15 protein-coding genes and 1 tRNA gene are annotated in these 12,769 nt (G+C 67.0%); 12 read left to right on the top strand and 4 right to left on the bottom strand.

The features are described from left to right. Positions 1-110: 110 nt before the first annotated feature. Together H5T77_RS18505 and H5T77_RS18500 are read right to left on the bottom strand one after the other, a co-directional pair. On the bottom strand, positions 111-1,889 hold the full coding sequence (locus tag H5T77_RS18505) for an acetyl/propionyl/methylcrotonyl-CoA carboxylase subunit alpha (RefSeq protein ID WP_292651716.1): 1,779 nt from the start codon (positions 1,887-1,889) through the stop codon (positions 111-113). A 67-nt stretch (positions 1,890-1,956) separates the two neighbouring features. Continuing rightward, positions 1,957-2,919, bottom strand: coding sequence for an N-acetylglucosamine kinase (locus H5T77_RS18500; protein ID WP_292651714.1), 963 nt, complete (start codon positions 2,917-2,919; stop codon positions 1,957-1,959). A 124-nt stretch (positions 2,920-3,043) separates the two neighbouring features. Between H5T77_RS18500 and H5T77_RS18495 the strand changes: the two genes are divergently transcribed. From H5T77_RS18495 to H5T77_RS18470, 6 genes are all read left to right on the top strand, one after another. Beyond that, a complete protein-coding gene (locus tag H5T77_RS18495; protein WP_292651712.1) occupies positions 3,044-3,802 on the top strand; it encodes a sugar isomerase domain-containing protein in 759 nt (252 codons plus the stop codon). Positions 3,803-3,854: 52 nt separating this feature from the next. Then, a complete protein-coding gene (gene ngcE / locus H5T77_RS18490; RefSeq protein ID WP_292651710.1) occupies positions 3,855-5,267 on the top strand; it encodes an N-acetylglucosamine/diacetylchitobiose ABC transporter substrate-binding protein in 1,413 nt (470 codons plus the stop codon). Positions 5,268-5,294: 27 nt separating this feature from the next. Further along, on the top strand, positions 5,295-6,317 hold the full coding sequence (locus H5T77_RS18485; protein ID WP_292651707.1) for a carbohydrate ABC transporter permease: 1,023 nt from the start codon (positions 5,295-5,297) through the stop codon (positions 6,315-6,317). Beyond that, positions 6,314-7,204 carry a carbohydrate ABC transporter permease gene (locus H5T77_RS18480; protein ID WP_292651706.1) on the top strand — a complete coding sequence of 297 codons (891 nt, stop codon included), beginning with the start codon at positions 6,314-6,316 and terminating at the stop codon, positions 7,202-7,204. The genes H5T77_RS18485 and H5T77_RS18480 overlap by 4 nt, the downstream gene beginning before the upstream one ends. Before the next feature lie 55 nt (positions 7,205-7,259). Then, complete coding sequence (locus tag H5T77_RS18475; RefSeq protein ID WP_292651704.1) at positions 7,260-8,438, top strand: acyl-CoA dehydrogenase family protein; 1,179 nt, start codon at positions 7,260-7,262, stop codon at positions 8,436-8,438. A 182-nt stretch (positions 8,439-8,620) separates the two neighbouring features. Next, positions 8,621-9,229 (top strand): GtrA family protein, encoded by a 609-nt coding sequence (locus H5T77_RS18470; protein WP_292651702.1) that lies wholly within the window; start codon positions 8,621-8,623, stop codon positions 9,227-9,229. Here the strand turns inward: H5T77_RS18470 and H5T77_RS18465 are convergent. Then, positions 9,186-9,785 (bottom strand): Maf family protein, encoded by a 600-nt coding sequence (locus tag H5T77_RS18465; RefSeq protein ID WP_292651701.1) that lies wholly within the window; start codon positions 9,783-9,785, stop codon positions 9,186-9,188. The two genes, H5T77_RS18470 and H5T77_RS18465, sit on opposite strands and share 44 nt — an antisense overlap. A 92-nt stretch (positions 9,786-9,877) precedes the next feature. Between H5T77_RS18465 and H5T77_RS18460 the strand changes: the two genes are divergently transcribed. The 4 genes from H5T77_RS18460 (at position 9,878) to H5T77_RS18445 (ending at position 11,533) form a co-directional block, all read left to right on the top strand. Continuing rightward, positions 9,878-10,312 carry a DUF805 domain-containing protein gene (locus H5T77_RS18460; RefSeq protein WP_292651699.1) on the top strand — a complete coding sequence of 145 codons (435 nt, stop codon included), beginning with the start codon at positions 9,878-9,880 and terminating at the stop codon, positions 10,310-10,312. Between the two features lie 71 nt (positions 10,313-10,383). Beyond that, positions 10,384-10,866 carry an HNH endonuclease signature motif containing protein gene (locus H5T77_RS18455; RefSeq protein WP_292651697.1) on the top strand — a complete coding sequence of 161 codons (483 nt, stop codon included), beginning with the start codon at positions 10,384-10,386 and terminating at the stop codon, positions 10,864-10,866. A gap of 71 nt (positions 10,867-10,937) precedes the next feature. Continuing rightward, positions 10,938-11,019 (top strand) — tRNA-Leu (locus H5T77_RS18450). A gap of 112 nt (positions 11,020-11,131) precedes the next feature. Continuing rightward, entirely contained in the window at positions 11,132-11,533 is a 402-nt protein-coding gene (locus H5T77_RS18445) for a hypothetical protein (protein ID WP_292651695.1), read from the top strand. Positions 11,534-11,543: 10 nt separating this feature from the next. Here H5T77_RS18445 and bcp read toward each other — a convergent pair whose 3' ends face one another. Beyond that, positions 11,544-12,014 carry a thioredoxin-dependent thiol peroxidase gene (gene bcp / locus H5T77_RS18440; protein WP_292651693.1) on the bottom strand — a complete coding sequence of 157 codons (471 nt, stop codon included), beginning with the start codon at positions 12,012-12,014 and terminating at the stop codon, positions 11,544-11,546. A 93-nt stretch (positions 12,015-12,107) separates the two neighbouring features. Here bcp and H5T77_RS18435 point away from each other — a divergent pair, with 93 nt between their 5' ends. Both H5T77_RS18435 and H5T77_RS18430 read left to right on the top strand, forming a co-directional pair. After that, on the top strand, positions 12,108-12,365 hold the full coding sequence (locus tag H5T77_RS18435) for a DUF3618 domain-containing protein (protein ID WP_292651691.1): 258 nt from the start codon (positions 12,108-12,110) through the stop codon (positions 12,363-12,365). Between the two features lie 22 nt (positions 12,366-12,387). After that, entirely contained in the window at positions 12,388-12,723 is a 336-nt protein-coding gene (locus tag H5T77_RS18430) for a GroES family chaperonin (RefSeq protein ID WP_183541411.1), read from the top strand. The last annotated feature ends 46 nt before the right edge of the window (positions 12,724-12,769 follow it).

The raw sequence follows: 12,769 nt of genomic DNA, 5'->3' as shown, positions 1-12,769 counted from the left end.
TTCGCCGAGTTACCTCGGTCTGCACGCACTTCCTTCGTGGAGTTCCACAAAGGAAGCGGCCGTTCACCGAGGTAACTCGGTGAACGGCCGCCGCTGGCTCAGTCGACCAGCTACCTGATCTCGGCGATTACCGCGCCGTTTGCCACTGTCTCGCCCACGGTGGCGCTCAGGCCGGTGATGGTGCCGGCCTTATGGGCCTTGAGGGGCTGCTCCATCTTCATCGCCTCGATGACCACGACGACGTCGCCCTCGGCGACCTCCTGGCCCTCCTCGACGGCGATCTTGACGATGGTGCCCTGCATCGGCGAGGCGACGGAGTCGCCGGAGGCGGCAGCGCCGGCCTTCTTCGCCGAGCGCTTCGGCTTCTTCGCAGCGCCCGCGCCACCGCCGACCGCGAGCCCACCGAGACCGGCGGGCAGGGAGACCGAGAGGCGCTTGCCGCCGACCTCGACCACGACGGTCTGCCGCTCGCTGTCTTCGGCGGGCTCACCGGCAGCGCCGGCGTACGGGGTGATCTGGTTGTCGAAGTCGGTCTCGATCCAGGTCGTGTAGACCTCGAAGGAGCCGTTCTCCGCGGTGTAGGCCGGGTCGTTGACGACGGCCTGGTGGAACGGGATGGCGGTCGGCATGCCGTCGACCTTGAACTCGTCGAGCGCGCGGCGCGAGCGCTCGAGTGCCTGGGTGCGGTCGCGGCCGGTGATGATCAGCTTCGCGATCAGCGAGTCGAACGCGCCCGGGATGGTCTCGCCCTTCTCGTAGCCGCCGTCGAGACGTACGCCGGGGCCGGCGGGCGGCGCCCACTCGGTCAGGGTGCCGGGGGCCGGCATGAAGTTGTTGCCGCCGTCCTCGGCGTTGATGCGGTACTCGATCGAGTGGCCACGGACCTCGGGGTCGTCGTAGCCCAGCTCCTCACCTGCGGCGATGCGGAACATCTCGCGGACGAGGTCGATGCCGGTGACCTCCTCGGAGACACAGTGCTCGACCTGGAGGCGGGTGTTGACCTCGAGGAAGGAGATGGTGCCGTCGGCGGCGACGAGGAACTCGCAGGTGCCCGCGCCGACGTAGCCGGCCTCACGCAGGATCGCCTTGGAGGACTCGTAGAGGCGCTTGTTCTGCTCGTCGGTGAGGAACGGCGCGGGGGCCTCCTCGACCAGCTTCTGGTGGCGGCGCTGCAGCGAGCAGTCGCGGGTGGAGATGACGACCACGTTGCCGTGCTTGTCGGCCAGGCACTGGGTCTCGACGTGACGCGGCTTGTCGAGGAACTTCTCAACCAGGCACTCGCCACGCCCGAAGGCACCGACCGCCTCGCGGACAGCCGACTCGTAGAGCTCGGGGATCTCCTCGAGGGTGCGGGCGACCTTCAGGCCACGACCGCCACCACCGAAGACCGCCTTGATGGCGACCGGAAGACCGTGCTCGGTGGCGAAGGAGACGATCTCGGAGGCGTCCTTGACCGGGTCCTTGAGGCCCGGAGCCAGCGGCGCGCCCGCCTTCAGCGCGATCTGCTTGGCCTTGGCCTTGTCGCCGAGCGCGTCGATCGCCTCGGGCGAGGGACCGATCCAGGTCAGACCGGCGTCGATCACGGCCTTGGCGAACTCGGCGTTCTCGGCCAGGAACCCGTAGCCCGGGTGGACCGAGTCCGCGCCGGACTGGCGGGCGACATCGAGGATCTTCTCGATGGACAGGTAGGACTCCGCAGGTGTCGCGCCGCCGAGCGAGTAGGACTCGTCGGCGAGACGCACGAAGAGCGCGTCACGGTCGGGGTCCGCGTAGATCGCTACGGAGCCGATTCCGGCGTCCTTGCACGCGCGGATCACTCGAACGGCGATCTCACCGCGGTTGGCGATCAGGACCTTTGTCAGTGGCTTGCTCAACGAGAACTCCTCCATCGTGAATGCAAGGACATGCTAGGGGAGGCCATCCCGCCCTGGCTCCAGCCGTCCGTAGTAACGATTGTCACACCTCGGTGAGCTGAGCGAGCGAGGAGGTTACTCGACGGTACACGTCGTCGTCGACGAGCACCCCCGCATGCCGCAGCGCTAGCACCGCCGCCCCGGCCAGGCCGTCGTTGGCGACGACGGCACCGGGAGCGACCCGGGCGGCGAAGTCCGGTTGCCGGGCCAGGACGCTCCCGGCCGCGACCAGCGGGCCGACGACATCAGGCGTACGCACCGCCACCAACGTCTCCGCCAGCCCGGCTGCCGCCCGGTCGAGGATCTCCGCCGCGACCTCGTCGCCGGCATCCGCCGCGGTGAAGACGAGCGCGGCGAAGTCGGCCAGCCGCAGCGGCGGCATCGCATAGAGAGCGGCTGTGGCCGCGACGAGCGTCCCGGTCCGGCCGCCTTCGAGATGGGTGACCGTTGGGGTCCCGAGCCGCTCCAGCAACAGGCCGGTCAGTAGGGTCGTCGCACCGCGCCCGTCGAGCGGGGCCAGCCCGGCACGTACGGCCTCGCGGCCCAGCCAGAAGCCCGAGCCGACGTCGCCGAGCAGCCAGCCCAGTCCGTCCGAGATCGCTGCCAGCCTGCCGTTCTCGACCCGCACCGCCGACGCTCCTGTGCCGGAGAGCAGCACATATCCGTCGGGAGCCGCCGTCCCCGAGAAGTACGCAGCCAGCACGTCGAAGTCGAAGACCGGCTCCTTCGCGACGAGGTCGGAGAGCGCGGCCGCGATGGTCACCCGGTGGCCGGCGCCGCCCGCTCCGGCCACCGCCAGTGCCGCACCAGAGACCTGATCGGCCCCCGCAGTGGCCATGGCCTGGGTGACCGCGGCCCTGATCGCCGAGGTGGCAGCGTCGATTCCGGCGGAGGTCGGGTTGCCGCTGCCGGCCTTCCCGATGCCTCCGCATCGTCCGTCAGAGGAGACGACGACGGCGCGAGTGCTGGTGCCTCCCGCGTCGAGTCCCAGATAGTTATGAGTCATTGACACCGTTTCGTAACAGAAAACCATTGCCAGGCGTACTCTCTCCAAATAGTTTTCGTGCGCAGGGCTCGTCATACGGTCGCGGCCCGAGTTTGCAAAGTGGGTGGACTAATTGATCAGTGACGTGTTCGGATCCTTCGACGAGCAGGTTCGCACACGCCTGTCCGAGCTGCAGGCCATTGCGCAGTCCGGTGGCTTCGACGAGGCGGTCGAGCTGATGGTCGGCAGCATCCGCAACGGCGGAGTGCTGCAAGCGTTCGGCACCGGCCACTCGCAGGCGTTCGCGATGGAGATCGCCGGACGGGCCGGTGGCCTGATCCCGACCCACGCCATCGCGCTGCGGGACACGGTCCTCATGGGCGAGCGTCCGGCCAGCGACCTGGCGGGCGGTCTCCTCGAGCGTGACGGCAACATCGCCAACGAGCTCTGGGACCTCCACGAGTTCCACGCCGAGGACGTCTTCCTGATCGCGTCCAACTCAGGCGTCAACGGCTCGATCGTCGGCATCGCGCTGCGCGCGAAGGAGGAGGGCCACAAGGTGATCGCGGTGACCAGCCTCGAGCACACCAACGCGGTCACCCCCAAGCACCCCAGCGGCAAACGACTGGCCGAGATCGCCGATGTGGTGATCGACAACCTGGCTCCCTTCGGTGACGCGACCTTCCAGCTGGGCGGCGAAGAGGGCTCCGGAGTGATGGGCGGTGCGGTCTCCTCCATCACGGCCGCGTACATCGCTCAGCTCCTGACGATCGGCACCGCGGCCACGCTCGAGGCTGCCGGTGAGACCCCGCCCCTTTATCTCTCCGCCAACATCCCGGGTGGCGATGAGCACAACGATGCGCTGAAGGCTCGCTATGGCGAGCGCATCGGAAGCATGGCCTGAACACCCGTAAGAAGAAGTAAAAGAGGAATCCCACCCGAAAGAAGGCAGCACGATGTCCCAGCAGCTTCACGGCCGGCTCGACCGCCGGACCCTTCTGCGCGGCAGCCTCGCCGGCGCGGCGCTCCTGTCGTTCTCCGGCGCGCTCGCCGCCTGTGGCGCGCCCGGTAGCGACTCCGAGAACACCGGTGGCGGCACCAAGTCCGACTCCAACCCGTTCGGCATGGCGGAGGACTCCACCGTCGACGTGGTGATCTTCGACGGTGGCTACGGCTACGACTACGTCGAGTTCGCCGCGGGCATGGCCGGCAAGGAGTTCGCCGACGCCGACTTCAAGGTCAGCGCCACCACCAAGATCGCCACCGAGCTCCAGCCGCGCTTCGTCGGCGGCACGCCGCCGGACCTGATCGACAACTCCGGCGCCGACCTGATCGGCTTCAACACCATCGCCACGCAGCTGGAGGAGCTCGACGACGTCTTCGAGACCGAGAACTACGAGGGCGTCAAGATCGCCGACACCCTCTACCCCAACGTCAAGGGTCCCGGCACCTACAGCGACCGGTTCGTGGCGATCAACTACGTCATGACCCTGTACGGCGTCTGGTACTCGGCCTCGCTCTTCGCGGAGAACGGCTGGACCGCGCCGAAGACCTGGGACGAGGCGCTCGACCTCGGTGCCAAGGCCAAGGCCAAGAAGAAGTACCTCTGGGTCTGGGGCAAGGAGGCGGCGACCTACTACCGCACCATGGTCATCGACTCGGCGGCGAAGGAGGGCGGCGACGAGGTGCGCCTCGCGCTGGAGAACCTCGAGAAGGGCGCCTGGTCCCACCCGGTCATCCAGGGCATCCTCGAGAAGCTCGGCGAGATGGTGAAGCAGGACATGTTCGTCCCCGGCGGAGCCGGCACCCAGTTCACCGCCGCTCAGGCCAAGTGGTCCAACGACCAGCAGGCCCTCCTCTACCCGAGCGGTGGCTGGATCGAGAACGAGATGAAGGACGCCACCAAGGACGGCTTCGAGATGACCGGCATCCCTGAGTTCGTGCTCAGCGACAGCCCGGCGATGCCCATCGAGGCCATCCGCGCGGCGGCAGGCGAGGCGTTCATCGTCCCGAGCAAGGCGAAGAACCCGGCGGGCGGCAAGGAGGTCCTCCGCGCGATGCTGTCGAAGGAGGCCGCCACCAACTTCTCGAAGACGAAGCTGGCGCCGACCATCGTCAAGGACACCATTCCGGCCGACGGCTTCGGCTCCGCGGCGCTGAAGTCGCAGAGCGCGATGCTCGACGCCGCCGGTGACAACACCTTCAACTTCCAGTTCTACGACTACTACGGCACCAACGCCGACGAGCTCGTGGTCTGGAACTCGTTCCTCTCCGGCGACTTGGACGTCAAGGGCCTGACGAAGGCCGTCCAGGGCATCTTCGACAAGGTCGCCGACGACTCCTCGATCGAGAAGCTCAAGATCTCCTGATCCCCTCTCACAGATCGCGAACCACCTATGTCTGCATCAGTCACTGATGCGACGACGGCGGGCGGGCTCCCCGAGGCAAACCCCTGGGGAGCCCCACCGCGCCGTCGCCGCCGCAAGCTCACCTTCGACCGGGCCCTGTTCATGGCCGTCTTCCTCGGCCTGCCGGTCGCGGTCTTCGTCATCTTCGTCGTGATCCCGATCGGCCAGGCCCTCTTCTACTCGCTGACCGACTGGTCCGGGTTCTCCCCGGTCATGAACGTCGTCGGCCTGGACAACTACGTCAAGCTGCTCAACGACGAGACCTTCCTCAAGGCGCTGCGCAACAACGCACTGCTCACGCTCGTGGTGCCGTTGGTGACGCTCACCGCGGCGCTGGCGATCGCGGTGGTCGTGACCACCGCCGGACCCAGTACCGGCCAGGTGCGCGGCCTGAACGGCTCCGGCTTCTACCGGGTCGTCTCGTTCTTCCCCTACGCAGTGCCGGCCATCGTCATCGGTCTGCTCTGGGCGCAGGTCTACGACCCGGCCGCCGGCCTGTTCAACGGGATCCTCACCGGCATCGGCCTCGACGGCTTCGAGAACTATGCCTGGCTCGGGGAAGTGCGTGCGGCGATGCCGGCCTCGATGTTCGTGATGATCTGGGCCAGCATCGGCTTCTACACCGTGCTCTTCGTGGCTGCCATCAAGGGCATCCCCGCGGAGATCTACGAGGCCGCCCGCATCGACGGTGCCGGTCGGTTCCGCACGGCGATCTCGATCACGCTCCCGTCGATCCGCGACAACGTCCAGACGGCCTACATCTACCTCGGGATCCTCACCCTCGATGCGTACGTCTTCATGGCGGCGCTCAACCCGGGCGGTGGACCCGCGAACTCGACGCTGACGATGAGCCAGCACCTGATGAACACGGCCTTCAAGAAGGGCCAGTTCGGCTACGCCACCTCGATGGGAGTCGTGCTCGCCCTGGTCACGCTGCTCTTCGCAGCGCTGATCTTCGCGATCTTCTACTTCGCCGGTGGCCGCGACAAGAAGGGAGAGGTGGCCCGATGAGTGCTGTGACTCTCGACGAGCCGGCGACCCCGGCGCGCGCCGACCGCGGCAGGCGTACGCCCAGCGACGCCCTGGTGGCGGGCACGTCGCACACGATGTTGATCCTCTGGTCGGTGATCGTGATCGTGCCGTTCTGCTGGGTGCTGCTCTCCTCGTTCAAGACGTCGAAGGAGATCCTGTCCTCGCCGTTCTCCTTGCCGGCGGAGTGGAGCTTCGACAACTACGTCAGCGCCTGGACGAAGGCGGGCATCGGGACGTACTTCTTCAACACCGTCATCGTCGTCGGCACCGCCTTGGTGCTGGTGATGCTGCTGGGGGCGATGTGCGCCTACGTGCTGGCACGGTTCGAGTTCTTCGGACGCAACTTCATCTACTACTCGATGCTCGGCGGGCTGACCTTCCCGGTCTTCCTGGTCATCGTGCCGCTCTTCTTCGTGCTGCAGGGGTTCGGGCTGCTCAACACGTTGCCCGGACTGATCCTGACCTACGTGGCCTACGCGCTGCCGTTCACCGTCTTCTTCCTCTACGCCTTCTTCAAGACGTTGCCCGACGACGTCTACGAGGCCGCGATGATGGACGGTGCGGGGGAGTGGCGCACGTTCTTCCGGATCATGCTGCCCATGGCCGCACCTGGGATGGCCGGTGTGGCGATCTTCAACTTCCTGGGGCTGTGGAACCAGTTCCTGCTCCCGGTGGCGCTCAACACCGACCGGAAGAACTACGTGCTCACCCAGGGGATGGCCTCGTTCTCGTCGCAGGCGGGTTACAACGTGGACTTCGGCGCGCTCTTCGCCGGTGTGGTGCTGACCGTGCTTCCGGTGCTGGTGGTCTACCTGATCTTCCAACGGCGGATCGCCGGGACGGTCTCGACGGGCACCTTCCGCTGATCCGGATGTGATGCGGGTCTCGCATCCCAGGTTAATAAGCGCTAACCTGGGATGCGTGACCGCTTTTCTCCAGCCCGAGCACGAAGAGCTGCGTGCCGTCGTCCGTGACTTCGCCCAGAAGGAGATCGCGCCCCATGCCTCGCAGTGGGACCGCGACCACCACTTCCCCGTCGATGTGGTCCACAAGATGGGTGAGCTGGGCCTGTTCGGCCTGACCGCTCCCGAGGCGTACGGAGGGGGCGAGGGTGACCTCGTCGCGCTCTGTGTCGCGATCGAGGAGCTCGGCCGTGTCGACCAGTCGATCGGGATCACGCTCGAGGCCGCCGTCGGTCTCGGGATCAACCCGATCCTCACCTACGGCACCGACGAGCAGAAGGAGCGGTGGCTCCCCGACCTCGTCGCGGGCAAGAAGCTGGCCGGCTTCGGGCTGACCGAGCCGGGGGCCGGCTCCGACGCCGGCGCGACCGCCACCAAGGCCGTCCTGGACGGCGAGGAGTGGGTCGTCGACGGCGCCAAGCAGTTCATCACCAACTCCGGCTCATCGATCACCTCGGTCGTCACCGTCACCGCCCGCACCGGCACCCGCGACAACGGCAAGCCCGAGATCAGCACCATCATGATCCCCTCGGGCACGCCCGGTTTCACGGCCGAGAAGGGCTACGACAAGCTCGGCTGGCACGCCTCCGACACCCACCCGCTCTCCTTCGACGGCGCCCGGGTGCCGGCCGACCACCTCCTCGGTGAGCGCGGCCGCGGCTACGCCCAGTTCCTGGCCACCCTCGACGACGGCCGCGTGGCGATCGCCGCGCTCGCGGTCGGCTGCATCCAGGCGTGCCGCGACATGGCTCTGGAGTACGCCGGGGAGCGGCAGACCTTCGGCGGCCCGATCGGCCGCAAGCAGGGCGTCGCCTTCCAGATCGCCGACCTCGAGGTCATGCTGCGGGCCTCGCGCCTGATGACGTACGAGGCCGCGGCGATGAAGTCCGGGCTCGATTCGGGTGCCGTCACGATGAAGGAGTTCAAGCAGGCGGCCGCCGCTGCCAAGCTGTACGCCACCGAGTCGGCCGTCACGGCGACCCGAATCGCCACGCAGGTCTTCGGTGGCTACGGGTTCATGGAGGAGTATCCGGTGGCTCGTTTCTACCGCGACGCGAAGATCCTGGAGATCGGCGAAGGCACCTCCGAGGTGCAGCGGATGCTGATCGCAAGAGGTCTCGGCCTGCCGGTCGAATGAGCTTGATTCTCCCTGTGGGCTGAACGAAACCCACAAAGAGATCTCGACACGCAGTCACGTCCTCGCAGGCTCGGACGTGCGCTCGCTCGATCTCGTCTCCGCTCGTCCCCGCTCGTTCCTCGCGGAGACGAGGTCGCTTGAAATCAAGAGCCATCTCACCATTGACCGTTTACTGTGACCACATGGTGTTCGGGGGACAGCTGCTGGGACGGCTGCGTCGCACCCGCCTTTTAGGAGAGGCGGTCCGCTTCATGATGGTCGGCGGAATCGCGACAGCAGTCGCTTTCGTGCTGTTCAACGGGCTGGTCCACGGCTTCTTCAGGGGTGCCGGGCCGATGAACGGGGAGCCGATCCCCGCCTACATCATCGCCAACACGGTCGGCATGCTGATCAGCTATGAGCTGAGTCGCCGCTGGACCTTCCGCCACCGCACCTCAGACCACGCTGACGGTGGTTTCACCGCCTACGTCGTCATCAACGCGGTCACGATGCTGCTCCCGATCGGATGTCTGTACGTCACCCGCAGCGTGCTCGGCTGGGACAGCGCGATCGCCGACAACCTCTCGGCCAACGTGGTCGGGGTGATCCTGGGCCAGATCGCCCGGTTCTTCCTGTTCCGGAAGTTCGTCTTCGGTCGGCCGATCCGCTACACCCAGGTCTACGGCAGCGTCGAGGAGATGGCTGCCGCCGAGCTCGGCGCCGTGGATGGCGCGGCGATCCTTGTCGCCCCGGACCGTCGTGAACAGTTCAGCGGTTCCACAGATCCGGCCACGCGTGACCGAGCCGGCTGAGCAGATCGCGCAGCAGCGGCAGACTCAGCCCGACCACGTTGTGATGGTCGCCCTCGATCCGGGTCACGAACGCTCCGCCGAGCCCGTCGATCGTGAACGCCCCGGCGACGTGGAGTGGCTCACCGGTCGCGACGTACGCCGCGATCTCCTCGTCGCTCACCTCGGCGAAGTGCACCGTCGTGGCCGCGGTCTGCGACACCTGTCGACCGGTCGCGGTGTCGATCAGCGCATGGCCTGAGACGAGCACGCCGCTGCGGCCCCGCATCTCCCGCCAGCGCTGGGTCGCCTCCTCGGGGTCGCTGGGCTTCCCCAGCGGCTTCCCGTCCAGCTCGAGGACGCTGTCGCAGCCCAGCACGAGCGCTCCGGCAGGGACCTCCGGCCGGCCGGCGACCGCGTCTCTCTTGAGCTCGGCCAGCCCGAGCGCGAGCTCGGTCGGCGGCAGTCCGTCGAGCTTGCTCTCGTCGACTCCGGAGACGATGACGACCGGCTCGACGCCTGCGCTGCGCAGCGTCTGCAGCCGAGCGGGGGACTTGGAAGCGAGGACGAGCGTGGTCATGGCTCAACCCTAGGGCCCCTGGTCCTTTACCCCGATGCCCGTCCCGACTAGGTTTCGCACATCCAACCCATCTCAACGAGGAGAAATCCGAAGTGACGGATTACCCGCCGCCCCCGCCCCCGCAGCAGCCGTACGGTGCTGGCTCCGTGGGCGAACTGCCGCTGAGCCAGCCGCTCCGCGGCGCGTCGCCCCGCGACGCCATCGTGCGCTTCTTCAAGAAGTACGCCTCCTTCGAGGGCCGCGCCAGCCGGTCCGAGTTCTGGTGGGTCGCCCTGTTCGTGTGGGTCGTCAGCATCATCCTCGGCAGCATCGGCAACCAGGTCGAGGCCGTGACGTACGTCGCCGGTCTCTTCCAGCTCGCTGTCCTCGTCCCCTACCTCGCCGTCGGAGCCCGTCGTCTCCACGACACCGGCCGCTCCGGCTGGTGGTGGCTGATCGCCCTGGTGCCGTGTGTCGGCGCCATCGTCCTGATCGTCTTCTGGGCGACCGGCCCGAAGGCCGAGGGCGACAAGTACAACGTCGCCTGATCGCGATCTTGATACATCGCTGACAGCGCCTGGCCGCCGAAATTGTCGGCGGCCAGGCTTACTGTCGAGGTATGACTTGGCGGAAGTACACGCAGGAGATGCTGCAAGAGGCCGTCGACAACTCGACGTCCGTAGCCGGTGTCTTGCGACACCTAGGCCTCAATCAGGCGGGTGGCACCCATGCCCACATCAGCCGAATGCTCAAGAAGATGGGCATCGACACGAGCCACTTCGTTCGATACGTCGGCTCGGGGGCACATGCTCGACACTCGCCGGAGGAGATCCTCGTCGTCCGCCCGCCAGGCAGCGGCCGAGCGAAGCCACCCATGCTGAGGCGGGCACTCCTCGAGATAGGCCGGCCGTACGTGTGCTCTGAATGTGGCTGCGGCGACGAGTGGCGGGGCAGACCGCTTCGACTGCACGTCGACCACATTGACGGCGACTTCCATAACAACGTCGCCAGCAACCTTCGGTTCCTGTGCCCCAACTGCCACAGTCAGACACCGAACTTCAGCGGTGCGAGCCGGGGAAAGTACGCGCTGGTTGGGGGTTAGGGCGCCGAGGCAATTCCCGCCCCGCCAGCTGTCGAGTTGGGGCCGTCAGCATCTAGACTGATCGCCGCTCGGCCGAAGTGGTGGAATTGGCAGACACGCAGGATTTAGGTTCCTGTGCTCTAGGGCGTGCGGGTTCAAGTCCCGCCTTCGGCACACAGAGTCCGGGTCCGACCCGGGGCGTCCCAGGGACGATCCTGATGGACAACAGGCCCCTGACCCCCAAGGATGGAAGCACAACACCCCATCCATGGAGAGGGATGAACTCATGTCGTTCAAGGACAACGCGTCCAACTGGCGCGATGGCGTCCAGAAGGGCGTCGAAGGCGCCAAGCCCGCTGTTGAGGACGCCAAGGTGAAGTCGGCGCCTCACCTTGTCACCGGCGGCGAGAAGACCGTCGAGAAGGCTGGCGAGTTCAAGGCGCAGATCGAGGCCAAGCGGGTCGAGATCGGGTCCGCAGCTGACGCCGACTCGCCGCGCAACCAGGCGCTGTCGGGTCTGCTCCAGGTCGGCGTCGCTGCGACCGACGCCGCCGCCCACGCGGGCGAGTGGCTGAAGGAGACCGGCACCAAGTGGGGCGCCGGCCCCGTGGTGGTCGAGCCGCCCAAGGAGATCCCGGGCGACGTACCTCCGCCGCCGGACTTCCAGAAGCCCGGCGACCAGCAGTAGGACTTAGCCCCTAGGAAGCCAGGCCGAGGTCGCGGCGGAGCTTGGCCACGTGGCCGGTCGCCTTGACGTTGTACTGCGCGACCTCGATCTTGCCTTCCTCATCGACGACGAACGTCGAGCGGATCACGCCCTCGACGACCTTGCCGTAGAGCTTCTTCTCGCCGTAGGCGTCGTACGCCTTGTGCACCGAGAGGTCCTCGTCGGAGGCCAAGGTGATGGTGAGCCCGTCACGCTCGCGGAACTTCGCGAGCTTGGCGGGCTTGTCCTTCGATACGCCGATGACCTCGTAGCCGGCTGCCTTCAGCGAGTCGATCGAGTCGGTGAAGTCGCAGGCCTGCTTGGTGCAGCCGGGGGTCATCGCGGCGGGGTAGAAGTAGACGATCACCTTGCGACCGCGGAGGCTGCTGAGCGAGACCTCCGCGCCGGTGTCGTCGGGGAGAGTGAAGTCAGGGGCCACATCGCCCGGCTCGAGACGCGTCATGGAGCCAACCTAGGGCATGCCTCGCGAACATTCCCAGGCGAACCGCAGCGGTGGAGCACGCAGCGGACGTACGTCGGTTGCTAAGGTCTGCGCATGTCCAAGGACCAGACTTCCTCGCTCGAGTCCGAGATCGAAGAGATCCGTGAGCGGCTCGCAGGCACCATCGACGAGCTGATCTACCGGGGCAGCCCGAAGACGATCGTCCAGCGCCAGGTGGCGGCCGTCAAGGCGGTCTACGTCGACCCGATCTCCGGTGAGCCCAAGATGGGCAACATCGCGAAGACCGTCGGCGGGGTGGTGGGGACCATCGTGCTCATGGCGACGCTGCGTAAGATCACCAAGGTCAACTGACCCCCCCCACACCAGCAAGGCAATGACGGACGTGACCGACAAGACCCCCATCAAGATGCTCCACGACCGGGTGCTGGTCGAGGTCGGGGCCGACGCCGGTGAGCGCCGTTCGTCGGGCGGCATCGTCATCCCGGCGACGGCCGCCATGGGGGCCGCCAGGCGGCTCACCTGGTCACGCGTGGTCGCGGTAGGTCCGCACGCGCGCGCCGTCGAGATCGGCGACCGGGTGCTCTTCGACGCCGACGACAAGCCCGAGGTCGAGGTCGCCGGAGAGGTCTACGTCCTGATGCGCGAGCGCGATGTGCACGCTGTTGCGGCGGAGCGGATCGCTGACGAGTCTACTGGGTTGTATCTCTAGATTCTTACTGCCGAGTCGGCGCATCCGACCCCTCTGGCTCGCTTCG

This window comes from Nocardioides sp. (genome assembly GCF_014360585.1).
Lineage (GTDB): Bacteria > Actinomycetota > Actinomycetes > Propionibacteriales > Nocardioidaceae > Nocardioides.
This window is presented reverse-complemented; position numbering and strand designations above follow the sequence as displayed.

Coding starts and splice junctions, on each gene's coding strand:
- H5T77_RS18505 (WP_292651716.1), bottom strand. CDS start 1,889: ATGGAGGAGTTCTCGTTGAGCAAGCCACTGACAAAGGTCCTGATCGCC.
- H5T77_RS18500 (WP_292651714.1), bottom strand. CDS start 2,919: ATGACTCATAACTATCTGGGACTCGACGCGGGAGGCACCAGCACTCGC.
- ngcE (WP_292651710.1), top strand. CDS start 3,855: ATGTCCCAGCAGCTTCACGGCCGGCTCGACCGCCGGACCCTTCTGCGC.
- H5T77_RS18485 (WP_292651707.1), top strand. CDS start 5,295: ATGTCTGCATCAGTCACTGATGCGACGACGGCGGGCGGGCTCCCCGAG.
- H5T77_RS18480 (WP_292651706.1), top strand. CDS start 6,314: ATGAGTGCTGTGACTCTCGACGAGCCGGCGACCCCGGCGCGCGCCGAC.
- H5T77_RS18470 (WP_292651702.1), top strand. CDS start 8,621: ATGGTGTTCGGGGGACAGCTGCTGGGACGGCTGCGTCGCACCCGCCTT.
- H5T77_RS18465 (WP_292651701.1), bottom strand. CDS start 9,785: ATGACCACGCTCGTCCTCGCTTCCAAGTCCCCCGCTCGGCTGCAGACG.
- H5T77_RS18455 (WP_292651697.1), top strand. CDS start 10,384: ATGACTTGGCGGAAGTACACGCAGGAGATGCTGCAAGAGGCCGTCGAC.
- H5T77_RS18445 (WP_292651695.1), top strand. CDS start 11,132: ATGTCGTTCAAGGACAACGCGTCCAACTGGCGCGATGGCGTCCAGAAG.
- bcp (WP_292651693.1), bottom strand. CDS start 12,014: ATGACGCGTCTCGAGCCGGGCGATGTGGCCCCTGACTTCACTCTCCCC.
- H5T77_RS18435 (WP_292651691.1), top strand. CDS start 12,108: ATGTCCAAGGACCAGACTTCCTCGCTCGAGTCCGAGATCGAAGAGATC.
- H5T77_RS18430 (WP_183541411.1), top strand. CDS start 12,388: ATGACGGACGTGACCGACAAGACCCCCATCAAGATGCTCCACGACCGG.